We start from the raw sequence: 25,490 nt of genomic DNA, 5'->3' as shown, positions 1-25,490 counted from the left end.
GCGATCGGTGGTGAACGCCGCCGGTCACAAGCACCCATGGGATGGGCCCGTGGGTGCCTCTGTCAAGGAGCACGAGGTCATGCGTACTGGCGTGATCGCGAAGAAGATGGGGATGACCCGCCTGTTCCAGGACGACGGCCGCCATGTGCCGGTCACCGTCCTGCAGATCGAGGCGCTTCAGGTCGTCGCCCGCCGCGAGAAAGACCGTGACGGCTATACCGCCGTCCAGCTTGGCGCCGGTGTCGCCAAGGCCAAGAACGTCGCCAAGCCGCAGCGCGGCCATTTCGGCAAGGCCGAAGTGGAGCCGAAGGCGATCGTCCACGAATTCCGCGTGAGCGAGGACAACCTCCTCGACGTCGGCGCGGAGCTGTCGGCCGATCACTACGTTGCCGGCCAGCTGGTCGACATCCAGGGCCGTACCCAGGGTAAGGGCTTTGCCGGCGCGATGAAGCGCTGGAACTTCGGCGGTCTGCGCGCCACGCACGGCGTGTCGGTCAGCCACCGTTCGCACGGTTCGACGGGTAACCGCCAGGATCCGGGTCGCGTCTTCAAGAACAAGAAGATGGCCGGCCACATGGGCGACAAGAACCGCACGCAGCAGAACCTCGAGATCGTCGGCACCGACGTCGAGCGCGGCCTGATCTTCGTGAAGGGCTCGGTGCCCGGCTCGAAGGGTGGCTGGCTGTTCGTCAAGGACGCCGTCAAGCATCCGCGCCACGACAGCGCGCCGTTCCCGGCGTCGATCAAGTCGGCGGCCAACAACAATTCCGTTTCCGAGCCTGCCCCGGAAGCCGCCGAGAGCCAGGAGGGCTAAGCAGTGAAGGTCAAGGTTTCTTCCTTCGCCGGCACCGCCGGAGCGGATATCGAGCTCAACGACGAGGTCTTCGGCCTCGAGCCGCGCGCCGACATCCTGCATCGCGTCGTGACCTGGCAGCTCGAGAAGCGTCGCGCCACCGCGCGCGGCACGCGTGAGCGTGCGGACGTCGCCCGTTCGGGCAAGAAGCTGGGTCGCCAGAAGGGCGGCGGCGTCGCCCGTCACGGCGATCGTCGCGCTCCCGTCTTCATCGGCGGCGGCAAGGCGCACGGCGCCCGCGTCCGCGATTTCAACCCGTCGCTGAACAAGAAGGTTCGCGCGCTGGGCCTGAAGATGGCGCTCAGCAGCCATGCCAAGGCCGGCTCGCTGATCGTCCTGGAAGGTTTCGAGGTCGCCAAGACCAAGGAGCTGAAGGGCCATTTCGCGACGCTGAACACGGGCAAGCGCACGCTGGTCATCGACGGCGAGGCGGCCGAGGGCTTCCGCGCCGGCCGCAACCTGCCGGGCGTGGACCTGCTGCCGGCCGTGGGCGCGAACGTCTACGACATCATCAAGGCTGATACGCTGGTGCTGACGCGCGCCGCGGTCGAGAAGCTGGAGGCGCGCTTCAATGGCTAAGCCGACGAAGGCGATCGACAACCGTCACTATGACGTGATTGTCGCGCCGCACATCACCGAGAAGGCGACCCTGCTCTCCGAGCAGAACGCGGTGGTCTTCAAGGTCGCCAACAAGGCGACCAAGCCCGAGATCAAGGCTGCCGTGGAGGCGCTGTTCGGCGTGTCCGTGACCGGCGTCAACACGATCGTCCAGAAGGGCAAGACCAAGCGTTGGAAGGGTGCGCCCTATCAGCGTTCCGACATGAAGAAGGCGATCGTCACCCTGGCCGAAGGCCAGTCGATCGACGTCACCGAGGGGGCCAAGTAAGATGGCACTCAAGCATTATAACCCGACGTCGCCGGCGCAGCGCGGGCTGATCCTGGTCGACAAGTCGGCGCTCTGGAAGGGCAAGCCCGTCAAGGCGCTGACCGAGGGCAAGAACAAGACCGGCGGCCGCAACAACAAGGGCCATGTGACCAGCCGCGGCATCGCGGGCGGCCACAAGCAGAAGTACCGCTACGTCGACTTCAAGCGTCGCAAGTGGGACGTCGAGGGCACCGTCGAGCGGCTGGAGTACGATCCGAACCGCACCGCGTTCATCGCGCTGGTGTCGTATCCGGACGGCGAGCAGGCCTATATCATCGCGCCGCAGCGGCTCGCGCCGGGCGACAAGGTGATCGCGGCCAAGAAGGCGGACACCAAGCCGGGCAACGCGATGGAGATCGGTCAGGTCCCCGTCGGCACCATCGTCCACAACGTGGAGATGAAGCCGGGCAAGGGCGGTCAGATCGCGCGTTCGGCCGGCACCTATGTGCAGGTCGTCGGGCGTGACCGCGGCATGGTGATGGTCCGCCTGAACTCGGGCGAGCAGCGCTACATCCGCGCGGATTGCATGGCCACCGTCGGTGCCGTGTCCAACCCGGACAACCAGAACCAGAACCTCGGCAAGGCCGGTCGTTCGCGCTGGATGGGCAAGCGCCCGCTGACGCGCGGCGTGGCGAAGAACCCGGTCGACCACCCGCACGGCGGTGGTGAAGGCCGGACCTCGGGCGGTCGCCATCCGGTGACGCCGTGGGGCAAGCCGACCAAGGGTGCGCGCACGCGCCACAACAAGTCTACGGACAAGATGATCATCCGTAGCCGCCACGCGAGGAAGAAGTAATGGCTCGTTCCGTCTGGAAAGGCCCGTTCGTCGAACTGAGCCTGCTCAAGAAGGCCGAAGCCGCGCAGGACGCCGGTGGCCGTGCGCCGATCAAGACCTGGTCGCGCCGCTCCACCATCCTGCCGTCGTTCGTCGGCCTGACGTTCACCGTGTACAATGGCCGCAAGTTCGTGCCCGTCTCCGTCAACGAGGACATGGTCGGCATGAAGCTCGGCGAGTTCGCGCCGACCCGCTATTTCCCGGGTCACGCGGCTGACAAGAAGGGCAAGCGCTGATGAGCAAGCCTCAGTCCCCCCGCAAGGTCGGCGACAAGGAAGCCCTGTCGGTCGGCACGCAGATCCGCGGTTCCGCGCAGAAGCTGAACCTCGTCGCGGGTCTCATCCGCGGTCGTTCGGCGGCCGATGCGATGAACATCCTGGCCTTCTCGAAGAAGGCGATGGCGGTCGATGCGCGCAAGGTGCTCGCCTCCGCGATCGCCAATGCCGAGAACAACCACAACCTCGACGTCGACGCGCTCGTCGTCGCCGAGGCGTCGGTCGGCAAGTCGATCACCATGAAGCGGTTCGCCACCCGCGGCCGCGGCAAGTCCACCCGCATCCTGAAGCCGTTCTCGCGGCTGCGGATCGTCGTGCGCGAGCAGGAAGAAGCCTAATGGGTCACAAGAGCAACCCCATCGGTCTGCGCCTGCAGATCAACCGCACCTGGGACAGCCGCTGGTTCGCCGAGGGCGCGGACTATAAGAAGCTGCTGCTGGAGGATCTGAAGATCCGCCAGTACATCGTGAAAACGCTGCCGCAGGCGGCGATCTCCAAGGTGGTGATCGAGCGTCCGGCCAAGCTGTGCCGCATCTCGATCTACGCCGCGCGCCCCGGTGTCATCATCGGCAAGAAGGGCTCGGACATCGAGAAGCTGCGCAAGACGCTCGGCGCGATGACCAGCTCGGACGTGTCGCTGAACATCGTCGAGATCCGCAAGCCGGAAGTCGACGCCAAGCTCGTCGCGCAGGGTATCGCCGACCAGCTGGAGCGCCGTATCGCGTTCCGCCGCGCGATGAAGCGTGCGGTGCAGTCGGCGATGCGCCTGGGTGCCGACGGCATCAAGGTGTATTGCGGTGGCCGTCTGGGCGGCGCGGAAATCGCGCGTTCGGAAAGCTATCGCGAAGGCCGCGTGCCGCTGCACACGCTGCGAGCGAACATCGACTATGCCGAGGCCGAGGCGCACACCGCCTATGGCGTCTGCGGCGTGAAGGTGTGGGTGTTCAAGGGCGAGATCCTCGGCCACGACCCGTTCGCGACCGACCGTCTCATGATGGAGGCCCAGACCTCCGGCGTGCGCCCGGCGCGCGATGACCGTCGCTAAGGATTAAAGGCAATGCTGCAACCGAAGCGCACCAAGTTCCGCAAGGCGTTCAAGGGTCGCATCCATGGCGACGCCAAGGGCGGCACCACGCTGAACTTCGGTTCCTACGGCCTGAAGGCCATGGAGCCGGAGCGTATCACCGCTCGCCAGATCGAGGCGGCCCGCCGCGCGATCACCCGTCACATCAAGCGCCAGGGGCGTCTGTGGATCCGCGTGTTCCCGGACGTGCCGGTGTCGTCGAAGCCGGCCGAAGTCCGCATGGGCTCGGGCAAGGGTTCGCCCGAATTCTGGGCCGCGCGCGTCAAGCCGGGCCGGATCCTGTTCGAGCTGGACGGCGTCGAAGGCCCGCTGGCCGCCGAGGCGTTCAGCCGCGCGGCGATGAAGCTGCCCATCAAGACCAAGGTCGTTGCCCGCCTGGGCGACACCTCGCACCTCGGAGGCGAGTAATGGCCAAGACTGACTTCAACGGCCAGAGCGACGACCAGCTGGTCGAGGCGCTGGGCAACCTGAAGCGCGAGCAGTTCAACCTGCGCTTCCAGGCGGCGACCAGCCAGCTCGAGAAGCCGAGCCGCGTGCGCGAGGTCCGCAAGGACATCGCCCGCATCAAGACCATCCAGGCGCAGCGCACCGCTGCGTCCGGCAATTAAGGGAGCCTAAGCACATGCCGAAGCGCGTGCTGACCGGGCTGGTCGTGTCCGACAAGGGCGAGAAGACCGTGGTGGTGAACGTCGAGCGTAAGGTGAAGCACCCGCTCTACGGCAAGATCATCCGCCGCTCGAAGAAGTATCATGCCCATGACGAGGGCAACGAGTACAAGGCGGGCGAGACCGTGCGGATCGAAGAGACCGCGCCGATCTCCAAGCTGAAGACCTGGAAGGTCGTGGGGCGCGTGAACACGCACGTCGCGCCGGAACGGGTCGACGTCGACGCGTAAGCGCCGGCGATCACGCCGCTGACGGCGTTTCGGGCAGGGTCCGGCGGCAGCGCCCGAGACCATTCGAGCGGCGCGGCGGAAAGACGGGGCGGGGGCATTGCCTTCTGCCCGCGGGGCGGCTACAGGGCCGCTCCCCCTGGCGCGGTTCGACCGCTGCCGGGGGTCGTTTTTTTAGGCGGGGCTGGGTCGGTATCCACCCCATAGGCGAGAAGGAAGCGGATCGATGATCCAGATGCAGTCCAATCTCGACGTCGCTGACAACAGCGGCGCGAAGCGGGTGCAGTGCATCAAGGTGCTGGGCGGGTCGAAGCGCCGCACCGCTGGCGTGGGCGACATCATCGTCGTCAGCGTCAAGGAAGCGCAGCCGCGTGGCCGCGTGAAGAAGGGCGACGTCCACCGTGCGGTGATCGTGCGCACCGCCAAGGACATCCGCCGCGCGGACGGGTCGGTGATCCGGTTCGACGGCAATGCCGCGGTGCTGGTCAACAAGAACGAGGAGCCGATCGGCACCCGTATCTTCGGCCCGGTCGTGCGCGAGCTGCGCGGCAAGAAGCACATGAAGATCATCAGCCTTGCGCCGGAGGTGCTGTAATGGCCGCCGCGAAGATCAAGAAGGGTGACCGCGTCGTCGTCCTGTCCGGCAAGGACAAGGGCAAGACCGGCACCGTGACGCTCGCCATGCCGAAGGACGGCAAGGTCGTCGTCGAGGGCGTGAACGTCGCGACCCGCCACCGCAAGCCGAGCCAGGCGAACCCGCAGGGCGGCCTGGAGCGCGTCGAGGCGCCGCTGCACATCTCGAAGGTGGCGCATGTCACCGCGGACGGCAAGCCGACCCGCGTGCGTTTCGAGACCCAGGACGGCAAGAAGGTCCGCGTCGCCGTCAAGACCGGGGAGAAGATCGATGGCTGATGCCTACAAGCCCCGCATGAAGGCGATCTACGACGATCGCATCGTCAAGGCGATGACCGAGAAGTTCGGGTACAAGAACGTCCTCGAGATTCCGCGCATCGAGAAGATCGTGCTCAACATGGGCGTCGGCGAGGCGACCCAGGACAAGAAGCGCGTCGACCAGGCCGCGTCCGAGATGGAGCTGATCGCGGGTCAGAAGCCCGTCGTCACCAAGGCGAAGAAGTCGATCGCGCAGTTCAAGCTGCGTGAAGGCATGCCGATCGGCGTTAAGGTGACGCTGCGTCGCGAGCGCATGTACGAGTTCCTGGACCGCTTCATCACGATCGCGCTGCCGCGCGTCCGCGACTTCCGCGGGCTGAATCCGAAGAGCTTCGACGGTCGCGGCAACTATGCCTGCGGCATCAAGGAGCAGATCGTGTTCCCGGAGATCAGCTATGACCGCGTCGACAAGGTGCGCGGCATGGACGTGATCGTGACCACCACGGCGAAGACCGACGAGGAAGCGCGCGAGCTGCTTCGGCTGTTCGGCTTCCCGTTCCCGCAGGACGAGGCCGCCGACGAGCAGCCGCGTCAGGCTGCGTAACAAAGAGAGCTTAAGTCCATGGCGAAACTGAGTTCCGTGAACAAGAACGAGCGTCGCAAGAAGCTCGTGAAGCAATATGCCGGCAAGTATGCCGCGCTGAAGGCGAAGGCCAACGACCAGAGCCTGGATGAGACCGAGCGTCTCATCGCGCGGCTGAAGATGGCCGAGCTGCCCCGCAACGCGAACCCGACGCGTATCCGCAACCGCTGCGCGCTGACCGGTCGTCCGCGTGCGTATTACCGCAAGTTCGGGCTTGCCCGTGTGATGCTGCGCGATCTGGCCAACAAGGGCCTGATCCCGGGTCTCACCAAGTCGAGCTGGTAAGGACGTAACATGGCAGTGACCGATCCCCTGGGTGACCTGCTCACCCGCATCCGCAACGGCCAGCGCGCGCGCAAGGACAGCGTCCTTTCGCCGTCGTCGAAGCTGCGCGTCCGCGTTCTCGACGTGCTGCAGCGCGAAGGCTACATCCGCGGTTATTCCGAGGAGCAGATGGGCCCCGCCGCCGGCGTGCGCATCGAGCTGAAGTATTTCGAGGGCCAGCCCGCGATCAAGCATGTCGCGCGCGTGTCCAAGCCCGGCCGCCGTATCTACAGCGGCTCGCAGGACCTGCCCCGCGTCATGAACGGCCTGGGCATCACCATCGTTTCGACGCCGCGCGGCGTGCTTTCCGATGCGGAAGCGCGCGAGCAGAACGTCGGCGGCGAAGTGCTGGCGGAGGTGTTCTGATGAGCCGTATCGGCAAGAAGGCGGTCGCCATTCCGGCGGGCGTCACCGCGACCCGCAACGGCAACGAGCTGTCGGTCAAGGGGCCCAAGGGCACCCTGTCGATGCCGCTGTCGGACCTCATCACCTATGACGTCCAGTCGGACTCGATCGGCGTGCAGCCGGCGAACGACACCAAGCGCGCCCGCGCGTTCTGGGGGATGCAGCGCACGCTGGTGCAGAACCTGGTCACCGGCGTGACCGAGGGCTTCACCAAGAAGCTGCTCATCACCGGTGTCGGTTATCGTGCCGCGGCGCAGGGCAAGACCCTGAAGCTGCAGCTCGGCTACAGCCACGACGTCAACATCGACGTGCCGGAAGGCATTGAGGTGAAGACGCCGGACGCCACCACCGTCGAGATCAGCGGTGCCGACAAGCAGCGCGTGGGTCAGCTCGCCGCCGAAGTCCGCCGCTGGCGCAAGCCGGAGCCGTACAAGGGCAAGGGCATCAAGTACGACGGCGAGTATATCTTCCGTAAGGAAGGGAAGAAGAAGTGACCAAGGGTCTTTCGCTTTTCGAGAAGCGGCGTCGCCGCAACCGTACCGCGCTGCGCGCGCGTGCCGGCACCCGTCCGCGCCTGTCCGTGCACCGCTCGGGCAAGCACATCTATGCGCAGGTCATCGACGATGCGCAGGGCCGCACCCTGGCGTCGGCTTCGACGCTGGCGGGCCACGACGGTAAGACCGCGACCGTCGCGGCAGCCACCGAGGTCGGCAAGCGCGTGGCGGAGGCGGCCAAGGCCGCCGGCGTCACCCAGGTCGTTTTCGACCGTGGCGGCTTCCTGTTCCACGGCCGCGTGAAGGCGCTGGCCGAGGCGGCGCGCGAAGCCGGACTGGAGTTCTAAGACATGGCTGACGAGAACAACCAGCAGCCGCAGGCTGTGGAGAACGAAGCCGCAGCGGCGCCGCAGGACGGCAACGCGGGCGGTTACCAGGGCGGCGGCGATCGCGGTGCGCGTGGCGGCCGTGGCCGTGGCGGTCCGGGTGGCGGCCGTGGTGGTCCGGGTGGCGGGCGCGGTGGTCGTGACGGCCGCGGCGGTGGTCGTCGCGATGACCGCAACCGCACCGAGGACGGTGGCGAGGAGCTGATCGAGAAGCTCGTCCACATCAACCGCGTGTCCAAGACGGTGAAGGGCGGCAAGCGCTTCGGCTTCGCGGCGCTGGTCGTCGTGGGCGACGGCAAGGGCCGCGTCGGCTTCGGCCACGGCAAGGCGCGCGAGGTGCCGGAGGCGATCTCGAAGGCGACCGCCGCTGCGAAGAAGAAGATGATGCGCGTTCCGCTGAAGGAAGGCCGCACGCTGCACCATGACGGCAACGGCCACTTCGGTGCCGGTCGCGTCACGGTCCGTTCGGCGCCGCAGGGCACCGGCATCATCGCGGGCGGCCCGATGCGCGCCGTCTTCGAAAGCCTGGGCGTGCACGACGTCGTGACCAAGTCGGTCGGTACGTCGAACCCGTACAACATGATCCGTGCGACGTTCGAGGCGCTGGGCAGCCAGACCTCGCCGAAGGCGGTGGCACAGCGTCGCGGCAAGAAGATCGCCGACCTGCTGGGCCGCGCCCACGGCGCCGACGCAGCCAGTGCCGAGGCGGAAGCCGCGGCCGTGGTGGAGTAAGCGACAATGGCTACGATCAAAGTCAAGCAGACCGGCTCGCCGATCCGCCGCACCAAGGATCAGCGCGCGACGCTGATCGGCCTGGGCCTCAACAAGATGCACCGGGTCGCGGAGCTGAACGACACCCCCGAGGTGCGTGGCATGATCCGCAAGGTGCAGCACATGGTCGAGGTGGTCGAGGGCTGAGCCTTCGCCGTTTCACCGGTGACAAATACGGGGAGGGGGGCTAAGCGGCCCCCTTCCTTTTTCCATCAGCGCGACAAAAGCGAAAGCGAGTGCATATCATGAAGCTCAACGAACTCCGCGACAACGAAGGCGCCCGCCACCGGAAGATCCGCGTCGGCCGCGGCATCGGCTCGGGCAAGGGCAAGACCGGCGGGCGCGGCGTCAAGGGCCAGAAGAGCCGCGAGGGCGTGTCCATCGCCGGCTTCGAAGGTGGCCAGATGCCGCTGCACATGCGGCTGCCGAAGCGTGGCTTCAACAACATCTTCGCCAAGGATTATGCCGAGGTGAACCTGGGTTCGATCCAGAAGGCGATCGACGCGGGCAAGCTGACCGCGACCGACATCGACCATGCGGCGCTGAAGGCGGCCGGCCTGGCGCGCGGTGGCAAGGACGGCGTGCGCATCCTGGGCAAGGGCAGCTTCTCGGCGAAGCTGGCGTTCACCGTCGCCGGCGTGTCGGCCGGTGCGCGTGAGGCGATCGAAAAGGCCGGCGGTTCGGTGTCGGTGATCGAGGTCGTTGCGGCCGCGGACAAGGCCAAGGCCAAGCACCGCACCGCGCAGGCGGCGAAGAAGCAGGGCTGAGCGAACGCGCCCGGTCCGGCGCGGCCGTGCGCCGCATCGGACCGCGCTTCGTCGCCGGACCATTAGACATGGGCGCTGCGGCGCCTATATGGGCGGCGGGGGCGTGACAACGCATCCCGCCGTTCTTCGTTTCCAGGATATACCCGCACGATGGCATCCGCAGCCGACCAGATGGCGCAGAGCATCAGCCTCGCGAAATTCTCGCAGGCGACCGACCTCAAGAAGCGACTGTGGTTCACGATCGGCGCGCTGATCGTCTTCCGCCTGCTCAGCTATGTGCCGCTGCCGGGGATCGACCCGACGCAGCTCAACCTGCTCGCCGAGCGGATGAAGGGCGGCGTGCTCGATTTCTTCAACACCTTCTCGGGCGGGTCGCTGTCGCGCGCGTCGCTGATCGCGCTGGGGGTGATGCCGTACATCACCGCCTCGATCGTGGTGCAGCTGGCCACCTCGCTCAGCCCGCAGCTGGCGGCGATCAAGAAGGAAGGCGAATCGGGCCGCAAGAAGCTCAACCAGTACACCCGCTACGGCACGGTCGCGCTGACCGCGGTGCAGGGCTTCTTCATCGCGCGCGGGCTGGAGGCCGGCGGCGCGGTGATCGAACCGGGCACGCTGTTCCGCGTCGGTGCGGTGATCTCGCTGATCGGGGGCACGATGTTCCTGATGTGGCTGGGTGAGCAGATCACCAGCCGCGGCATCGGCAACGGCATCAGCCTCATCATCATGGCCGGCATCGTCGCGCACCTGCCGACGACGCTGCTCAACCTGCTGGAAGGCGGTCGCTCGGGGTCGATGAGCCCGGTGACGCTGATCGCGATCATCCTGGTGGTGGTCGGGTTGATCCTGCTGATCTGCTTCATGGAGCGCGCGCAGCGCCGCATCCTGATCCAGTATCCCAAGCGCCAGACGCAGCGCGGGATGCAGGCCGATCGCAGCCACCTGCCGCTGAAGATCAATACCGCGGGCGTGATCCCGCCGATCTTCGCCTCGTCGCTGCTGCTGCTGCCGCTGACGATCACCCAGTTCGCCGGCAACCGCGTGTCGGGCGAAAGCCGCTTCGGCGACATCATCATCACGCTGAACCAGTATCTGCAGCACGGCTCGCCGATCTACATGGCGCTGTATGCCGCGGGCATCATCTTCTTCTCCTTCTTCTACACCGCGGTGGTGTTCAACCCGGAGGAGACGGCGGAGAACCTGAAGCGGTACGGCGGGTTCATCCCCGGCATCCGCCCGGGCAAGAACACCGAGACGTATTTCGACTACGTGCTGACCCGCATCACCGTGATCGGTGCGGCGTACCTGACGTTCATCTGCGTGGTGCCGGAATATCTGGTGTCGGCGCTGTCGATCCCCTTCTATCTGGGCGGAACCAGCTTGCTCATCGTCGTGAACGTGACCATGGACACGGTGACGCAGATCCAGTCGCACCTGCTGGCGCACCAGTATGGCGACCTCATCAAGAAGGCCAAGCTGAAGGGCGCGCGGCGCCGCTGACGCGGGGTTGCGAGACGCGAGAGGGAGGAACAGGTTTCGTGAACATCATCCTTCTGGGGCCGCCGGGCGCGGGCAAGGGCACGCAGGCGCAGCGGCTGGTGGAGGATCGCGGCATGACGCAGCTGTCCACCGGTGACATGCTGCGCGCCGCGGTGAAGGCGGGCACGCCCGTCGGCATCGAGGCCAAGGCGATCATGGATGCCGGCGGGCTGGTGTCCGATTCGATCGTTTCCGCGCTGATCGGCGAGCGGCTCGACGCCGGCACCGGCACCGGCGCGATCTTCGACGGCTACCCCCGCACCGCCGCACAGGCCGAATCGCTCGACGGCCTGCTGTCGGAGCGCGGCCAGCAGCTCGACCATGTGATCGAGCTGGCGGTGGACGAGGATGCGCTGGTCGAGCGGATCGTCGGCCGGTTCACCTGCGCCAATTGCGGTGCGGGCTATCACGACACGTTCAAGCAGCCGAAGGTCGCGGGCGTGTGCGACGCATGCGGCTCGACCGAGTTCAAGCGCCGCCCCGACGACAATGAGGAGACGGTGCGCACGCGCATGGCCGAATATCGTGCCAAGACCGCGCCGATCATTCCGATCTACGAAGCGCGCGGGCTGGTCCACCGCGTCGACGGCATGGCCGATATCGACGCGGTCACCCGCGCGATCGCCGCGATCCTCGACGCGCGCTGACATCCGGGGCAGGCGGGGGCGGGGGCGGGGGCGCGAGTCGCGTCGCCGCCACGATCGCGGCGCTGCCCGCCAGGATCATCGTCACCATTCCCCCGATCGCCAGCAGCCCCGCAGGCGTCAGCGCCAGCCCGGCACGCGCGCCGAAGATCGGCGTCTCGATCGAGGCATAGGCGCGCTGCGGCTCGGCCAGCATCGTGGCGGGATGGGCGGGGTAGGTCATCGTATCTTCCTGATGGGTCGGCCGTGCCGGTCGCGGCCAACATGACCGAAAGTTCATCGTCGCGCCACGCCGCGGTGCGCTTTGCGCGGTTAGAAGGTGCCTACGCAAGGCGATTGCGTCAGCCCGCCCGTCACCTGCACTCCCGGTGGTGCCGGGCCGGTTGGGAGAGAGCCGGCGGAGGGCATCCCCTCCGCCGGCTTTTCGGTTATGGCGGCATCCTTACCGGGAGAATCGCGATGGACGCCGTGACCGCCTTCGGGCTGTTCGCCGTCAGCTTCATGCTGCTGTGCTATATGATGGAGGACCGGGCACCGTTCTGGACGCTGCTGTTCGCGATCGGTTGCCTGATGGGATCGGCCTATGGCTTCCTCCAGGGGGCATGGCCGTTCGGGCTGGTGGAACTGGCGTGGTTCGTGGTGGCGCTCAGGAAGTGGGTGGGGATGCGGCATCGGGTGCCTCCCGCCGCGTAAGCTCGTTCCTTGGTCCGGCGGGCGGAACCGGGCCCCGGATGGAACCCGTTGCTTGACAGGGCGTTCGCGCGCCCTTATCCGCCCCGACTTCCAACCTCTCGTTTACCGGCGACGCAATTGTGCGGGCGCCGCGTTTCCTGCGTTTCGCAGGTGGCGAATCGGGCAAGGGGGCGGAAGCGCAATGCGACGAGATGGGGTGCGTGGCAGCCATGCCGCACCCTGTGGAGCACAGGAGAACCGTTTCATGGCACGTATCGCGGGTGTGAACATCCCGACCAACAAGCGCGTTGTGATCGCGCTGACCTATATCCACGGCATCGGCCCGGCCAAGGCGAAGGAAATCACCGCCAAGCTGGACATCGCGGCGGAGCGCCGCGTGCAGGACCTGAGCGATCAGGAAGTGCTGCAGATCCGCGAGGCGATCGACGCCGACTACACCGTGGAAGGCGACCTGCGTCGCCAGACCGCGATGAACATCAAGCGTCTGATGGACCTGGCCTGCTATCGTGGCCTGCGCCACCGCAAGGGCCTGCCGGTCCGTGGCCAGCGCACGCACACCAACGCGCGCACCCGCAAGGGCAAGGCGAAGCCGATCGCGGGCAAGAAGAAGTAAGAAATCGTCCGGGGGACGATTTCCCACTTCTTCTCCGCCGGAGGCGGGTCAGAGGCTGACAGCCTCCCGGCCTCCGTCTTGGAAATCAAGGTCAGGAATACCATATGGCACAGGCACCGCAGCGCCTTCGTCGGCGCGAACGCAAGAACATCACCGCGGGCGTCGCACACGTGAACGCCAGCTTCAACAACACCATGATCACCATCACCGATGCGCAGGGCAATGCGATCAGCTGGTCGTCGGCCGGCATGATGGGCTTCAAGGGCAGCCGCAAGTCGACCCCGTACGCCGCGCAGGTCGCTGCCGAGGACGCGGGCAAGAAGGCCGCCGAGCACGGCGTCCGCACGCTCGAGGTCGAGGTGAAGGGTCCGGGTTCGGGCCGCGAATCGGCGCTGCGCGCGCTGCAGGCGGTCGGTTTCCAGATCACGTCGATCCGCGACGTGACCTCGATCCCGCACAACGGCGTGCGTCCGTCGAAGCGTCGTCGCGTCTGATCGTTCTTCTTCGCGTGGCCGCTGACGAGCGGCTGCGTCCATTACCCGGCCGACGCCCGCAACCGTCGGCCCAACCCCAGGGGACGAGAGCTTGTCTGTCAACGCAAAGAACTGGCAAGAACTGAAGAAGCCCAATCAGCTCGAGAAGAAGAGCGGTGACGGCAAGCGCAAGGCGACCTTCGTCGCCGAACCGCTGGAGCGCGGCTTCGGCCTGACGCTCGGCAACGCGCTGCGCCGCGTGCTGCTGTCCTCGCTTCAGGGCGCGGCGGTGACCTCGATCAAGATCGAGAACGTCCTGCACGAGTTCAGCTCGCTGGCCGGCGTCCGCGAGGACGTGACCGACATCGTGCTGAACGTGAAGCAGATCGCGCTCAAGATGCAGGGCGAAGGCCCCAAGCGCCTGCAGCTGTCGGCCACCGGCCCCGGCGAGGTGAAGGCGGGCGACATCGCGGTGTCGGGCGACATCGAGGTGATGAACCCCGAGCTGGTCATCTGCCACCTCGACGAGGGCGCGACGCTCAACATGGAACTGACCGCTGATGTCGGTAAGGGCTATGTCGCGGCGGTCGGCAACCGTCCGGTCGACGCGCCGATCGGGCTGATCCCCGTCGACGCGCTCTACTCGCCGGTGCGCCAGGTGTCGTACAAGGTCGACCCGACCCGCGTCGGTCAGGATCTCGATTACGACAAGCTGACGCTGACGATCGAGACCGACGGCACCGTCACCCCGGAAGACGCGGTGGGCTATGCCGGCCGCATCCTCCAGGACCAGCTGGCGCTGTTCGTGCACTTCGACGATTCGGCGGTCACCCGCAGCGCACCGGTCGGCGTCGCCGCCCCGGCCGCGACGGGCGAGACGCCGGGCGACACCGCGCAGATCAACCGCTACCTCCTCAAGAAGGTGGACGAGCTGGAACTGTCGGTGCGGTCGGCCAACTGCCTCAAGAACGACAACATCATCTATATCGGCGATCTGGTCGGCAAGACCGAGGCCGAGATGCTGCGCACGCCGAACTTCGGCCGCAAGTCGCTCAACGAGATCAAGGAAGTGCTGTCCTCGATGGGGCTGCGGCTGGGCATGGAAATCCCCGGCTGGCCGCCCGAGAACATCGAGGAAGTCGCCAAGAAGCTCGAGCAGGAAATTATGGGCTGAGCCTGCACCGGCGCAAGCGTGCTTGCGCCGGAGACAGGCCAGCCCGGCCGGCGGGCGGGGAAGCGGCAACGCCGCGACACCGTCCCGTCCGACGTGATCGGTGCGGCTTTGCCGCACCGCCCCTCCACCAGCTTCGCTGGTCCCCCTCCCCAAGCCAGCTTGGGCAGGATAAGAACAGGCAAGGGTGGCTGCCTTGAAGTCACCAGGCCCGGGGTACCTCACACGGCCCCCTGACGAACGAGAAGGATTGAACCATGCGTCATCGTGTTGGCGGTCGTAAGCTGCAGCGTACCTCGGCCCATCGCGCCGCGCTGTTCCGCAACATGTCGGCCGCGCTCATCAAGCATGAGCAGATCACCACCACCCTCGCCAAGGCGAAGGAACTGCGTCCCTACATCGAAAAGCTGGTGACGCTGGGCAAGAAGGGCGGCCTGTCGAACCGCCGCCTTGCGCACGCGCGCCTGCTCGACGACGCGCAGCTGGTGAAGCTGTTCGACGTGCTGGCGACCCGCTACGCCTCGCGCAACGGCGGCTACACCCGCATCATCAAGGCCGGCATTCGCGCGTCGGACGCCTCGCCGATGGCGATCATCGAATTCGTCGACCGCGACGTGTCGGCGAAGGGCCAGGATTCGGGTCCGGTGATGACCGACGAGGATTTCGACGAAGCCGCCTGATCGGCGCCTCGCGATCCGGGAACAAGAAGGGCCGCGCCAGCGATGGCGCGGCCTTTTTCGTGTATGGCCATCGCGTCACGCCGGATTCCACGAGTGGGCGATCCCGACCGCCGACCGTTTTGTTAATCCTCTCACCCTACGGGTGCGGGCGGAGGTACGATGATGGGTGGTTGCCAGGGTTGCCAAAATACCGGCGATCACTTCGCATTGGCTATGGCCTTTCAGCCGATCGTCGACATCACGACGGGGTCGGCGTGGGCCTATGAGGCTCTGGTACGCGGGACCAACGGCGAGTCCGCTGGTGAGATGATCGGTCGCGTGACGGAGCAGAACCGTTATGCCTTCGACCAGCAGTGCCGCGTCGCGGCGATCACGCAGGCGGTCGCGGCCGGGATCGTCTCCACCGGCGCGCGCTTGTCGATCAACTTCCTGCCCAATGCGGTCTATTCGCCGCTCGCCTGCATCCAGCTGACGCTGAAGACCGCGGCAGCGGTGGGTTTTCCGACGGAACGGCTGATCTTCGAATTCACCGAGAATGAGGAGATGGCGGATACCGCGCATGTCGCCACCATCGTCGACACCTATCGCCGTATGGGGTTCGCCACCGCGCTGGACGATTTCGGCGCAGGCCATGCGGGTCTGTCGCTGCTGGCGCGGCTTCAGACCGACGTCGTCAAGCTCGATATGGAGCTGATCCGCAACGTCGACACCAGCATGCCGCGCCGCATGATCGTCGAGGGGCTGATCGCGATGTTCGAGCGGATGGGCATCGCCGTCGTGGCCGAGGGGGTCGAGACGGTCGCCGAATATGAGACGCTGTGCGCGATGGGCGTGCGCTACATGCAGGGCTATCTGATCGCCCGGCCCGCGCTGCAGGTGCTGCCGGTCCCTGTGGTGCCGGACCAACCGCTGCCGGTAACCGCCGCGGCAACGGTAGCGGCATAACGTCCACTCCACACCCCTTCCACCATCGCGCGCCACCCGCTACAGGCCCGCCATGGAACACCCCGACAGCATCCTCATCATCGATTTCGGCAGCCAGGTGACCCAGCTGATCGCGCGCCGCGTGCGCGAGGCGGGGGTGTACAGCGAGATCGCGCCGTTCCAATCCGCGGCCGAGGCGTTCGCGCGGATGCGGCCGAAGGGCGTGATCCTGTCGGGTGGCCCCGCCTCTGTCGTGGATGACGGCAGCCCGCGCGCGCCGCAGGCGGTGTTCGACGCCGGCGTGCCGGTGATGGGCATCTGCTATGGCCAGCAGGTGCTGATGCAGCAGCTGGGCGGGCGCGTCGACAAGGGGTCGTCGGGCGAGTTCGGCGAGGCCTATGTCGCGGTCGACGCCGATTGCGCGCTGTTCGACGGGCTGTGGCAGGCGGGCGAGCAGCATCAGGTGTGGATGAGCCACGGCGACCATGTCGCCGCGCTCGCCCCCGGCTTCACCCCGGTCGCCTCGTCCAAGGGCGCGCCCTATGCGATCGTCGCGGACGAGGCGCGGCGCTATTACGGGATGCAGTTCCACCCGGAGGTGGTCCACACCCCCGACGGGGCGAAGCTGATCGCCAATTTCGCGCGCCACGTCTGCGGGCTGGCGGGCGACTGGACGATGGCCGAGTTCCGCGCGACCAAGATCGCGGAGATCCGCGAACAGGTCGGCAGCGGTCGCGTCATCTGCGGCCTGTCCGGCGGGGTCGATTCGGCGGTCGCGGCGGTGCTGATCCACGAGGCGATCGGCGAGCAGCTGACCTGTGTCTTCGTCGATGGCGGCATCCTGCGCGAGGGGGAGGCCGAGCAGGTCGTCGGGCTGTTCCGCGGCGCCTACAACATTCCGCTCGTCCATGTGGAGGCGCAGGACCTGTTCATGGACGGGCTGGCCGGGGTCACCGACCCGGAGGCGAAGCGCAAGTTCATCGGCAAGACCTTCATCGACGTGTTCGAGGCGGAGGCGAAGAAGATCGGCGGCGCGGAATTCCTGGCGCAGGGCACGCTCTACCCCGACGTGATCGAAAGCGTCAGCTTCACCGGCGGGCCGTCGGTGACGATCAAGAGCCACCACAATGTCGGCGGCCTGCCCGAACGCATGAACATGAAGCTGGTCGAGCCGCTGCGCGAATTGTTCAAGGACGAGGTGCGCGCGCTGGGCCGCGAGCTGGGGCTACCCGACGTGTTCGTCGGTCGCCATCCGTTTCCCGGTCCCGGGCTGGCGATCCGCATCCCGGGCGAGGTGACGCGCGAACGCTGCGACATCCTGCGCAAGGCGGATGCGATCTATCTGGAGGAGATCCGCGCCGCGGGCCTGTATGATGCGATCTGGCAGGCGTTCGCGGTGCTGCTGCCGGTGCGCAGCGTCGGCGTGATGGGCGACGGGCGTACCTATGACAGCGTGCTGGCGCTGCGCGCGGTGACCTCCACCGACGGCATGACCGCGCAGGCATTTCAGTTCCCCGGCGATTTCCTGCCGCGCGTCGCCACCCGCCTCATCAACGAGGTGAAGGGGATCAACCGCGTCACCTACGACTACACCTCGAAGCCGCCGGGCACGATCGAGTGGGAATGACGAAGACTCGCGATCACGCGGGGCGTGATCGCGGCTTCGTCATTCGGCGCGGTCACGCGCCGTGGGCGGGCCGGCCTGATATGCCGCGCCCCTCATGCGGGGCATGATCGCGGCTTCGTGACTCGCTGCCGTCGCCGATCATCCGTCATGCCGGACCTGTTCCGGCATCCATGGCGCCGCGAACGCAGTTGCTGGTGCGTGGCAAGACGCCCGTTTCAACATCGCTCTCCTACTGACGGCGATGGAGCCTGCATCACGAAGGGGACGTTCGTGCCAGTCCCCAGCAGATCCGCGACGACGACACGAGGAAAAGAGCCGATTTGCCCTGACCCCACCGGCGGGGCATGATCGCCGCCCCGTCACCCGGCAAAAGGCCCATGATGTCCCACTTGGTTCGCCTGACCTTCGGTCGCCATGGCGCCCGCGCCGCGATGCTCGCCGCACTGGCGACGATCACCGCCGCCGCGCCCGCTGCCACGGCCGCCGCGGCGCCGCTCGATCCGCCCGAATGGACGCGTCCGATCCCGCCGGTGCGGCTGATCGGCCCGATCGACTATGTCGGGACGGAGGGGCTGGCCGCCTATCTGATCCGCACCCCCGCCGGCGCGATCCTGATCGACGCGACGATGGCGCAGAACGTGCCCGCGATCCTGCGCAACATCGCCGCGCTGGGCGTGACGCCGCGCGAGGTGAAGTACATCCTCGTCACCCACGCGCATTTCGATCACGTCGGCGGGCTGGCGGCGATGCAGCGCGCGACCGGCGCGCGCGTTCTGGCGGGCGCGGCGGACGTGCCCGCGCTGCGCACCGGCATCCCGCCGGGCGAGACCAATTACGGCGTCATCCGCTTCGCCCCCGTGCCGATGGCGCGCGGCGTGCGCGACGGTCAGGCGGTGAAGCTGGGCGGCGTGACCCTGCGCGCCGTCGCTACGCCTGGGCACACGCCGGGCTGCACCAGCTGGACGATGCGCGTGACGCAGGCCACGCGACCGCTGGACGTGGTGTTCCCGTGCAGCGTCTCGGTCGCGGGCAACCGGCTGTTCGCCAACCGCCGCTATCCCGATATCGCCGCGGATTACCGCACCAGCTTCGCCCGGCTGGCGCGCCTGCCCGCCGACGTGGTGCTGCCCGCGCACCCGGACCTCGCCGACGTCCTCACCCGCGCCCGCGCCGGCACGCTCGTCGCCCCCGGCCTGCTGCGCGACATGGTGCTGCGCGCCCGCGACGATTTCGACCGCGAGTGGATGAAGCAGGGACGGATCGCGAAATAGGGGAGGGCAGCGCGCGGCGGACATGCCGCAGCGCCGGCGTCACTCGTCGTCCCGCGCGCCTCGGTTCACCCACCAGCGCACGCCCAATCCAATCGGTACGGCGACGAGAACGGTAGGAAGAACGACCTCAAGCCAAAGGCTTGGATGACATTCGACGTCAGGCATACAGTCGCCGAGGCTCGCCACCACAATTGCCATCATGAAGACCGGGATGCCGAACAACGCTGCCAGGGCGCAGCCCCATCGGCCGCCGCGTGTACCTCCGCCCTTGTAACGCCCGTTGCTCATGCCGGTCCTTTCCATGCCGATGGAGCAGGTTCAGAAGCGGCGCCTGCCGCAGCATTCAGATCGGAGAAACCCTGATGACCACCACCATATACGGCATCCCCAACTGCGACACGATCAAGAAGGCCCGCACCTGGCTCGACGCCGCCGGCGTCCCCTTCGCCTTCCACGATTACAAGAAATCCGGCGTCGACCCCGCGGCGCTCGACCGCTGGATCGCCGCCGTCGGGTGGGAGGTGCTGCTCAACCGCGCCGGCACGACGTTCCGCAAGCTGCCCGATGCCGACCGGGCGGAGCTAACCGCCGACAAGGCCCGCGCGCTGATGATCGCGCACCCCTCGCTCATCAAGCGGCCCGTTCTGGAACATGACGGCGGGGTCGAGGTGGGGTTCAAGCCGGATCGCTACGCCGCGCTGTTCGGCTGATCCATTTGCCATCCCGCGTCGCGCGCGCCATGGTCCGCCGCGTACAGGGGAGGGGAGAGGCGCGGATGCGCGGCGCGTGGTGGTTTCGGGTGGCGGTGATCGCGTTCTTCCTGTGGTCGCTGTCGGGCGTGTTCGCCTGCATCCAGCAATTCCGGCTGGGGGCGGAGGCGATGGGGCCGGCGACCGACTATGACCGCGCGCTCTTCGCGTCGCTGCCGATCTGGTACATGGCGGTCTATGCGGTGGCGACCGGGTGCAGCCTGCTGGGCGCGCTGGCGATGGTCGCCGGGTCGGTTTTGTCCATCCCGCTGCTGACGATCGCGCTGGTCGCGGTGATGATCCAGTTCGGCTGGCTGTTCGCGGTGACGGACATCGTCGCAGTGAAGGGCATCTGGGTCGCCTATTTCCCGCTGCTGATCCTGGCGGTCGCGGCGGGCGCGCTGAAACTGGCGCATCTGGGCCGTCGCCGCGGCTGGATCGGCTGAAGTTCTGGCGAGAGTGACCGGCAGGGAGTAGCGTCGCACCATGTCCACCACCTTCACGATCAACAGCGCGACCAGCCGCGCCAATCCCGTGTCAGCGCCGATGAAGCGCCTGACCGTCCCCGCGGTGCGCGATCGCAAGGCGAAGATCGCGGCCGGCACGGGCGAGCCGCTGGTGATGCTCACCGCCTATACCGTGCGCATGGCGCAGCTGATGGACCCGCATTGCGACCTGCTGCTGGTCGGCGACAGCCTGGGGCAGGTGATCTACGGCCTGCCGTCGACCGTACCGGTCACGCTGGAGATGATGGCCGCGCACGCCGCGGCGGTGGTGCGCGGCAGCTATCACGCGGTCGTCGTCGTCGACATGCCGTTCGGCAGCTACGAAGCCTCCCCGCAGCAGGCGTTCGAAAGCGCGGCCTATCTGATGAAGCAGAGCGGCGCGGCGGCGGTGAAGCTGGAGGGCGGGGTGGCGATGGCGCCGACCGTCGCCTTCCTGTCGGAACGCGGCATTCCCGTGATGGGGCATGTCGGGTTGACGCCGCAGGCGGTCAACGCGCTGGGCGGCTATGGCGCGCGCGGGCGCAGCCAGGCGGAGGCGGACAAGATCGTCGGCGATGCCCGCGCCGTGGCGGAAGCGGGCGCCTTCGCCGTGGTGATCGAGGGCGTGGTGGAGCCGATCGCGATCGAGATCACCAACACGGTGGCGGTGCCTACGATCGGCATCGGCGCGTCTGCGCAATGCGACGGCCAGGTGCTGGTCGCGGAGGACATGCTGGGCCTGTTCGAGCGCGTGCCGCGATTCGTGAAGCGGTACGGCGACATGGCCGGCTTCGTCGCCGAACGCGCGCAGGCCTATGCCGCCGAGGTGCGCTCGCGCGCCTTCCCCACCGACGAGCAGACCTATGCCCCGCGATGAGCGCCATGTGCGTATGCGTAACGCTTCCCCTGTTGCGCAAGGGCGGCTAAGGCGCATCGGTTTCCCCCTCTCTTCTGCGGAGTGACCGGTGGCTTTGACGCCCCAGAACAATGAAGCGTTCGTGCGTGAAGTCGACGAGGAGCTGCGCCGCGATCAGGCGCTGCACGTCTGGCGCACCTATGGCCGCGCGATCATCGCGGGCATCGTGCTGGTACTGGCCGCCTTCGCCGGATATCTGTTCTGGCAGCATCGCCAGCATCAGGCCGCCGAGCGCGAGGGCGAGACGCTGCAGAAGGCATATGACGATCTGGCGGCGCAGGATACCAAGGCCGCGGCCGCCCCGCTGGCGCAGCTGGCCGCCTCGCAGCGCGACGGATACCGCGTGCTCGCGATCTTCAGCCAGGCCGACGTCCTGCTCCAGAACCAGGACTTGCGCGGCGCGGCGGCGAAGTTCGCCGCGGTCGCCGGCGACGCCTCGGTCGCGCAGCCGTTCCGCGATCTGGCGCTGATCCGCCAGACGTCGGCGGAATTCGACACGCTCAAGCCCGATGTGGTGGTGGAACGGATGCGTCCGCTGGCGGTCGCCGGCAATCCGTGGCTGGGCAGCGCGGGCGAGCTGATGGCGATCGCCTATCTCAAGCAGGGGCGTCGCGATCTGGCGGGGCAGGTGTTCGCGCGGATCGGCGCGGACAAGGACGTGCCCCCGACGCTGCGTCAACGTGCGGTTCAGATGGCCGGCGCGATGGGGGCGGCTCCCGCTGCCGCCGCCACGGCCGCCAGCAACGAAGGTAAGACCAAGCAATGAAGACACGCTTCGCGACCGGGCTGGCGGTTGCCGCGCTGGTGAGCCTTGGCGGGTGCGGCATCTTCAAGAGCGCGCCGAAGAAGACCCCGACCGTGGGGCAGCGCGTGCCGATCCTGATGTCGGAGAACGCCGCGGAGGCCGACAAGACCATTGCCGAGGTGCAGGTCCTGCTGCCCACCCCCGTCGCCAACGAGGCATGGGCGCAGCCCGGCGGCAATGCCTCCAAGTCGATGGGCAGCCTGCTGCTGTCGGCCAATCCGGCGAAGCTGTGGAGCGCGCGGATCGACGGCGGCAGCAACCGCGCCCGGCTCGCCGCGGCGCCGGTGGTGGCCGAAGGCAAGCTGTTCGTCAGCGACGTCGATGCCACCATCCATGCCTTCGCCGCGGACACCGGCGCGCCGCTGTGGACGCGCTCGCTGACCGAGAACGAGCAGAACCGCACCGCGCGCTTCGGCGGCGGCGTCAGCTATGACGAGGGCAAGGTCTATGCCACCGACGGGCTGGGCGACGTGGTCGCGATGAACGCCGCCGACGGTGCGGTCGTGTGGCGCGCCAAGCCGGGCGGGCCGCTGCGCGGCGCGCCGACGGTCGCCAACGGTCAGGTCTATGTCCTCAGCCAGGACAATCAGATCTACGCGCTGGGGCAGGCCGACGGGAAGGTCGTGTGGACGATGACCGGCAACCCGGAAACACAGGGCGTGTTCGGCGTCGCGGCGCCATCGTCCAGCGCGGGCACGATCGTCGCCGGTTTCTCCAGCGGCGAACTGACCGCCTATCGCTACGAAAACGGCCGGACGCTGTGGCAGGACGCGCTGTCGCGCACGTCGATCACCACCTCGGTGTCGAGCCTGGCGGACGTCGATGCCGATCCGGTGATCGAGGACGGCCGCGTCTATTCGATTGGCGAGGGCGGGCGCATGGTCGCGCTGGAGATCGCCACCGGCCAGCGTCTGTGGGAACAGAATCTCGCCGGCATCTCGACGCCGTGGGTCGCGGGCGAATGGATCTTCGTCGTCACCGACGATGCACGACTGGTGTGCGTGTCGCGCGCCAACGGCAAGATCCGCTGGATCAGCCAGATGCGCGCGTTCAAGAACGAGAAGAAGCGCAGCAATCCCTATAACTGGTTCGGCCCGGTGCTGGCCGGCGAGCGGCTGTGGGCGACCAATTCGGAGGGCGAGCTGGTCGGCATGTCGCCGTCGGACGGCGCGGTGCAGGTGACGATCAAGGGCAAGGTGCCGTTCTCGATGGGGCCGGTCGTCGCCAACCAGACGATGTACGTCCTCAACGACAAGGGCGAGATCACCGCCTATCGCTGATCCAGCGGGGGCGGCGCGGCGCTGCCCCCCTTGCGCCGCCATTGTCGTTCGTCGCCATTGCGACTAGGTGACGCGCATGTCCCGTCTCCCCATCGTCGCGATCGTCGGCCGTCCCAATGTCGGCAAGTCGACGCTGTTCAACCGTCTGGTCGGCAAGAAGCTGGCGCTGGTCGACGACCGCCCCGGCGTCACGCGCGACCGGCGGGAGGGGGACGCGCACCTCCTCGGCCTCGATTTCCGCATCGTCGATACCGCCGGCTACGAGGATGAGGATCCCAACTCGCTGCCCGGCCGGATGCGCCAGCAGACGCAGGCGGCGGTCGACAGCGCCGACGTCGCGCTGTTCATGATCGACGCGCGCGCCGGCATCGTCCCGCTGGACGAGGAGATCGCCCGCTGGCTGCGCGGGTCGAGCACCCCGATCGTGCTGGTCGCCAACAAGGCGGAGGGCCGCGCGGGTGAGGCGGGGATCCTCGAATCGCTCGCGATGGGCTTCGGTGATCCGGTGCAGCTGTCGGCCGAACATGGCGAGGGCGTCGCCGACCTGTTCGAGGCGCTGCTGCCGCACCTCGAACCGCTCCAGCCGCCCGAGGACGAGGAAGAGGACGATCCCGACAACCCCAACGCCCCGCTGAAGCTGGCGATCGTCGGGCGCCCCAACGCCGGCAAGTCGACGCTGGTCAACCGTATCCTGGGCGAGGACCGGATGATCACCGGCCCGGAAGCCGGGATCACCCGCGATTCGATCGCGATCGACTGGGTGTGGAACGGCCCGGACGGCCCGCGCGACGTGCGGCTGATCGACACCGCCGGGATGCGCAAGCGCGCCAAGGTGCAGGACAAGCTGGAGAAGCTGTCGGTCGCCGACGCGCTCCACGCGGTCGATTTCGCGGAGGTCGTCGTCCTGCTGCTCGACGCGACGCTCGGGCTGGAGGCGCAGGACCTGCGCATCGCCGATCGCGTGCTGGAGGAAGGGCGCGCGCTGGTCATCGCGCTCAACAAGTGGGACGTGGCGGAAGACGCCTCGAAACTGTTCAACGGCGTGCGGACCGCGCTGGACGAAGGGCTGGCGCAGGTGCGCGGCGTGCCGCTGCTGACCGTGTCGGCGGCGACCGGCAAGGGCATCGACCAGCTGATGGCCGCCGCCTTCGCCACGCGCGAGGCGTGGTCGCGGCGCGTCAGCACCGGGGAGCTGAACCGCTGGTTCGAACGCGCGCTGGAGGCCAATCCGCCGCCCGCGCCCGGCGGCAAGCGGATCAAGCTGCGCTACGTCACCCAGGCGAAGACCCGCCCGCCGGGTTTCATCCTGTTCGGCACGCGCGTCGACGAACTGCCGACCAGCTACCAGCGCTATCTGGTCAACGGCATCCGCCGCGATCTGGGCTTCGGCGCGGTGCCGGTGCGCCTGACGCTGCGTGCGCCCAAGAACCCGTTCAAGGGCTGACGATTACGCAACATTTACCACTCGCGCCTATCGTGGCCGGCCGGCGGGGGGCTACCGCCGTGATGGAGGCGCAGCGTGTCGTTCGAAGGGAGTATTCTGGTCGACCGCCAGGCGCTGGCGAAGGCGCAGGCGGAGCTGGGCGCGGGCTTCGTGCGCATCCTCGGCTATTTCCGCGAAGACGGCATCAAGTCGCTGGGCGCGATCGAGGATGCGGTGCGCAAGGACAATGCCGCCGCGATGGTCATCCCGGCGCATACGCTGAAGGGCGAGGCGCGCCAGTTCGGCGCCGATCCGCTGGCGACGCTGGCCGAAACGATCGAGAATTTCGCGCGCCAGTGCGTCGAACACCACGAATCGCCGCGCGACGCGATCGCCGACGTGGTCGCGCTGCGCCCGCTGTTCATGCGCACGCTGACCGAACTGGAACTCCACGCCAGCCCGCTGGCGGTCCGCCGACGCGGCACCGGCTTCGGCAACCGCCAGGGCTGACGCGGGACGCGGTTACAGCCACCTGAGGAACACGAAGTTTCCGGGAACCCACCGTCGTCATGCCGGACTCGATCCGGCATCCATCTCTCCCCGCACGCATCGGTCGCTGCTTTCGCGGCCACATGGACCCCGGCTTTTGCGGGAT

39 protein-coding genes are annotated in these 25,490 nt (G+C 67.6%); 37 read left to right on the top strand and 2 right to left on the bottom strand.

Translation table 11 applies throughout. From position 1 onward, the window contains the following. Positions 1–79: 79 nt before the first annotated feature. From rplC to COA07_RS14645, 22 genes are all read left to right on the top strand, one after another. A complete protein-coding gene (gene rplC / locus COA07_RS14750) occupies positions 80–814 on the top strand; it encodes a 50S ribosomal protein L3 (RefSeq protein WP_066490019.1) in 735 nt (244 codons plus the stop codon). A gap of 3 nt (positions 815–817) precedes the next feature. Further along, complete coding sequence (rplD, locus tag COA07_RS14745) at positions 818–1,432, top strand: 50S ribosomal protein L4 (RefSeq protein ID WP_066490020.1); 615 nt, start codon at positions 818–820, stop codon at positions 1,430–1,432. Continuing rightward, positions 1,425–1,739 carry a 50S ribosomal protein L23 gene (locus tag COA07_RS14740; RefSeq protein ID WP_066490022.1) on the top strand — a complete coding sequence of 105 codons (315 nt, stop codon included), beginning with the start codon at positions 1,425–1,427 and terminating at the stop codon, positions 1,737–1,739. The genes rplD and COA07_RS14740 overlap by 8 nt, the downstream gene beginning before the upstream one ends. Before the next feature lies 1 nt (position 1,740). After that, positions 1,741–2,574: a 50S ribosomal protein L2 gene (gene rplB / locus COA07_RS14735; protein ID WP_066490023.1), complete on the top strand. Its 834-nt coding sequence runs from the start codon at positions 1,741–1,743 to the stop codon at positions 2,572–2,574. Next, positions 2,574–2,849, top strand: coding sequence for a 30S ribosomal protein S19 (gene rpsS / locus COA07_RS14730; RefSeq protein ID WP_066490027.1), 276 nt, complete (start codon positions 2,574–2,576; stop codon positions 2,847–2,849). The genes rplB and rpsS overlap by 1 nt, the downstream gene beginning before the upstream one ends. Continuing rightward, complete coding sequence (gene rplV, locus COA07_RS14725) at positions 2,849–3,226, top strand: 50S ribosomal protein L22 (RefSeq protein WP_066490029.1); 378 nt, start codon at positions 2,849–2,851, stop codon at positions 3,224–3,226. The genes rpsS and rplV overlap by 1 nt, the downstream gene beginning before the upstream one ends. Then, the gene (rpsC, locus tag COA07_RS14720) at positions 3,226–3,933 is read left to right on the top strand and encodes a 30S ribosomal protein S3 (RefSeq protein ID WP_066490031.1); all 708 of its coding nucleotides are present in this window, start codon (positions 3,226–3,228) and stop codon (positions 3,931–3,933) included. The genes rplV and rpsC overlap by 1 nt, the downstream gene beginning before the upstream one ends. 12 nt (positions 3,934–3,945) lie before the next feature. Beyond that, on the top strand, positions 3,946–4,380 hold the full coding sequence (gene rplP / locus COA07_RS14715; RefSeq protein ID WP_066706290.1) for a 50S ribosomal protein L16: 435 nt from the start codon (positions 3,946–3,948) through the stop codon (positions 4,378–4,380). Continuing rightward, positions 4,380–4,580, top strand: coding sequence for a 50S ribosomal protein L29 (rpmC, locus tag COA07_RS14710; protein WP_066706292.1), 201 nt, complete (start codon positions 4,380–4,382; stop codon positions 4,578–4,580). Before rplP ends, rpmC begins: the two co-directional genes overlap by 1 nt. Before the next feature lie 14 nt (positions 4,581–4,594). After that, entirely contained in the window at positions 4,595–4,867 is a 273-nt protein-coding gene (gene rpsQ / locus COA07_RS14705; protein WP_066490034.1) for a 30S ribosomal protein S17, read from the top strand. 223 nt (positions 4,868–5,090) lie between these two features. Further along, positions 5,091–5,459, top strand: coding sequence for a 50S ribosomal protein L14 (gene rplN, locus COA07_RS14700; RefSeq protein ID WP_022687056.1), 369 nt, complete (start codon positions 5,091–5,093; stop codon positions 5,457–5,459). Continuing rightward, positions 5,459–5,776 (top strand): 50S ribosomal protein L24, encoded by a 318-nt coding sequence (rplX, locus tag COA07_RS14695; RefSeq protein ID WP_066706295.1) that lies wholly within the window; start codon positions 5,459–5,461, stop codon positions 5,774–5,776. The genes rplN and rplX overlap by 1 nt, the downstream gene beginning before the upstream one ends. Beyond that, a complete protein-coding gene (gene rplE, locus COA07_RS14690; protein ID WP_066490042.1) occupies positions 5,769–6,359 on the top strand; it encodes a 50S ribosomal protein L5 in 591 nt (196 codons plus the stop codon). The genes rplX and rplE overlap by 8 nt, the downstream gene beginning before the upstream one ends. Before the next feature lie 18 nt (positions 6,360–6,377). Then, positions 6,378–6,683: a 30S ribosomal protein S14 gene (gene rpsN / locus COA07_RS14685; RefSeq protein WP_066490044.1), complete on the top strand. Its 306-nt coding sequence runs from the start codon at positions 6,378–6,380 to the stop codon at positions 6,681–6,683. Between the two features lie 9 nt (positions 6,684–6,692). Further along, positions 6,693–7,088, top strand: coding sequence for a 30S ribosomal protein S8 (gene rpsH, locus COA07_RS14680; protein ID WP_028966610.1), 396 nt, complete (start codon positions 6,693–6,695; stop codon positions 7,086–7,088). Further along, on the top strand, positions 7,088–7,621 hold the full coding sequence (gene rplF / locus COA07_RS14675; protein WP_066706298.1) for a 50S ribosomal protein L6: 534 nt from the start codon (positions 7,088–7,090) through the stop codon (positions 7,619–7,621). Before rpsH ends, rplF begins: the two co-directional genes overlap by 1 nt. After that, the gene (gene rplR, locus COA07_RS14670; RefSeq protein WP_066490048.1) at positions 7,618–7,968 is read left to right on the top strand and encodes a 50S ribosomal protein L18; all 351 of its coding nucleotides are present in this window, start codon (positions 7,618–7,620) and stop codon (positions 7,966–7,968) included. The genes rplF and rplR overlap by 4 nt, the downstream gene beginning before the upstream one ends. A gap of 3 nt (positions 7,969–7,971) precedes the next feature. Next, entirely contained in the window at positions 7,972–8,739 is a 768-nt protein-coding gene (rpsE, locus tag COA07_RS14665; RefSeq protein WP_083956651.1) for a 30S ribosomal protein S5, read from the top strand. A 6-nt stretch (positions 8,740–8,745) separates the two neighbouring features. After that, positions 8,746–8,925, top strand: a complete 180-nt coding sequence (gene rpmD / locus COA07_RS14660) for a 50S ribosomal protein L30 (protein WP_066490049.1) — start codon at positions 8,746–8,748, stop codon at positions 8,923–8,925. 98 nt (positions 8,926–9,023) lie between these two features. Next, a complete protein-coding gene (rplO, locus tag COA07_RS14655) occupies positions 9,024–9,545 on the top strand; it encodes a 50S ribosomal protein L15 (protein ID WP_066706301.1) in 522 nt (173 codons plus the stop codon). A 150-nt stretch (positions 9,546–9,695) separates the two neighbouring features. After that, positions 9,696–11,042, top strand: a complete 1,347-nt coding sequence (gene secY, locus COA07_RS14650) for a preprotein translocase subunit SecY (protein WP_066706304.1) — start codon at positions 9,696–9,698, stop codon at positions 11,040–11,042. A gap of 38 nt (positions 11,043–11,080) precedes the next feature. Then, the gene (locus COA07_RS14645) at positions 11,081–11,728 is read left to right on the top strand and encodes an adenylate kinase (RefSeq protein ID WP_066706307.1); all 648 of its coding nucleotides are present in this window, start codon (positions 11,081–11,083) and stop codon (positions 11,726–11,728) included. On the opposite strand, the gene COA07_RS14640 is transcribed toward COA07_RS14645, so the two are convergent. Next, on the bottom strand, positions 11,691–11,948 hold the full coding sequence (locus COA07_RS14640) for a hypothetical protein (RefSeq protein ID WP_066706310.1): 258 nt from the start codon (positions 11,946–11,948) through the stop codon (positions 11,691–11,693). The genes COA07_RS14645 and COA07_RS14640 overlap by 38 nt on opposite strands. A 236-nt stretch (positions 11,949–12,184) precedes the next feature. On the opposite strand from COA07_RS14640, the gene COA07_RS14635 reads away from it, so the two are divergent. The 8 genes from COA07_RS14635 to bla all read left to right on the top strand — a co-directional run bounded on the left by COA07_RS14635 (position 12,185) and on the right by bla (position 19,177). Then, on the top strand, positions 12,185–12,418 hold the full coding sequence (locus tag COA07_RS14635) for a hypothetical protein (protein WP_066706313.1): 234 nt from the start codon (positions 12,185–12,187) through the stop codon (positions 12,416–12,418). 244 nt (positions 12,419–12,662) lie between these two features. Then, a complete protein-coding gene (gene rpsM / locus COA07_RS14630) occupies positions 12,663–13,031 on the top strand; it encodes a 30S ribosomal protein S13 (RefSeq protein WP_066486292.1) in 369 nt (122 codons plus the stop codon). Positions 13,032–13,135: 104 nt separating this feature from the next. Continuing rightward, positions 13,136–13,525 (top strand): 30S ribosomal protein S11, encoded by a 390-nt coding sequence (gene rpsK / locus COA07_RS14625; RefSeq protein WP_066486290.1) that lies wholly within the window; start codon positions 13,136–13,138, stop codon positions 13,523–13,525. Between the two features lie 91 nt (positions 13,526–13,616). Further along, positions 13,617–14,678 (top strand): DNA-directed RNA polymerase subunit alpha, encoded by a 1,062-nt coding sequence (locus tag COA07_RS14620; protein ID WP_066486289.1) that lies wholly within the window; start codon positions 13,617–13,619, stop codon positions 14,676–14,678. A 254-nt stretch (positions 14,679–14,932) separates the two neighbouring features. Then, a complete protein-coding gene (rplQ, locus tag COA07_RS14615; RefSeq protein WP_066706319.1) occupies positions 14,933–15,355 on the top strand; it encodes a 50S ribosomal protein L17 in 423 nt (140 codons plus the stop codon). A 213-nt stretch (positions 15,356–15,568) separates the two neighbouring features. Beyond that, entirely contained in the window at positions 15,569–16,300 is a 732-nt protein-coding gene (locus COA07_RS14610; RefSeq protein WP_066706321.1) for an EAL domain-containing protein, read from the top strand. A 52-nt stretch (positions 16,301–16,352) separates the two neighbouring features. After that, complete coding sequence (guaA, locus tag COA07_RS14605; RefSeq protein ID WP_066706324.1) at positions 16,353–17,906, top strand: glutamine-hydrolyzing GMP synthase; 1,554 nt, start codon at positions 16,353–16,355, stop codon at positions 17,904–17,906. A 389-nt stretch (positions 17,907–18,295) separates the two neighbouring features. Further along, the gene (gene bla, locus COA07_RS14600) at positions 18,296–19,177 is read left to right on the top strand and encodes a subclass B3 metallo-beta-lactamase (RefSeq protein ID WP_245842176.1); all 882 of its coding nucleotides are present in this window, start codon (positions 18,296–18,298) and stop codon (positions 19,175–19,177) included. Positions 19,178–19,216: 39 nt separating this feature from the next. On the opposite strand, the gene COA07_RS18025 is transcribed toward bla, so the two are convergent. Then, positions 19,217–19,465 carry a hypothetical protein gene (locus COA07_RS18025; protein WP_141396549.1) on the bottom strand — a complete coding sequence of 83 codons (249 nt, stop codon included), beginning with the start codon at positions 19,463–19,465 and terminating at the stop codon, positions 19,217–19,219. A 74-nt stretch (positions 19,466–19,539) separates the two neighbouring features. Here COA07_RS18025 and COA07_RS14595 point away from each other — a divergent pair, with 74 nt between their 5' ends. The 7 genes from COA07_RS14595 to COA07_RS14565 all read left to right on the top strand — a co-directional run bounded on the left by COA07_RS14595 (position 19,540) and on the right by COA07_RS14565 (position 25,345). After that, positions 19,540–19,887, top strand: a complete 348-nt coding sequence (locus COA07_RS14595) for an ArsC family reductase (RefSeq protein ID WP_066706326.1) — start codon at positions 19,540–19,542, stop codon at positions 19,885–19,887. Positions 19,888–19,916: 29 nt separating this feature from the next. Further along, positions 19,917–20,372: a hypothetical protein gene (locus COA07_RS14590; RefSeq protein WP_245842175.1), complete on the top strand. Its 456-nt coding sequence runs from the start codon at positions 19,917–19,919 to the stop codon at positions 20,370–20,372. A gap of 40 nt (positions 20,373–20,412) precedes the next feature. Continuing rightward, a complete protein-coding gene (panB, locus tag COA07_RS14585; protein ID WP_066706331.1) occupies positions 20,413–21,288 on the top strand; it encodes a 3-methyl-2-oxobutanoate hydroxymethyltransferase in 876 nt (291 codons plus the stop codon). 88 nt (positions 21,289–21,376) lie between these two features. After that, positions 21,377–22,093, top strand: coding sequence for a tetratricopeptide repeat protein (locus tag COA07_RS14580; protein ID WP_066706333.1), 717 nt, complete (start codon positions 21,377–21,379; stop codon positions 22,091–22,093). Further along, on the top strand, positions 22,090–23,412 hold the full coding sequence (locus tag COA07_RS14575; protein WP_066706340.1) for a PQQ-like beta-propeller repeat protein: 1,323 nt from the start codon (positions 22,090–22,092) through the stop codon (positions 23,410–23,412). The genes COA07_RS14580 and COA07_RS14575 overlap by 4 nt, the downstream gene beginning before the upstream one ends. 76 nt (positions 23,413–23,488) lie before the next feature. Then, complete coding sequence (der, locus tag COA07_RS14570) at positions 23,489–24,856, top strand: ribosome biogenesis GTPase Der (RefSeq protein WP_066706343.1); 1,368 nt, start codon at positions 23,489–23,491, stop codon at positions 24,854–24,856. Between the two features lie 75 nt (positions 24,857–24,931). Then, complete coding sequence (locus COA07_RS14565; protein ID WP_083956652.1) at positions 24,932–25,345, top strand: Hpt domain-containing protein; 414 nt, start codon at positions 24,932–24,934, stop codon at positions 25,343–25,345. The last annotated feature ends 145 nt before the right edge of the window (positions 25,346–25,490 follow it).

It is taken from the genome of Sphingomonas adhaesiva (assembly GCF_002374855.1).
GTDB lineage: Bacteria > Pseudomonadota > Alphaproteobacteria > Sphingomonadales > Sphingomonadaceae > Sphingomonas > Sphingomonas adhaesiva.
This window is presented reverse-complemented; position numbering and strand designations above follow the sequence as displayed.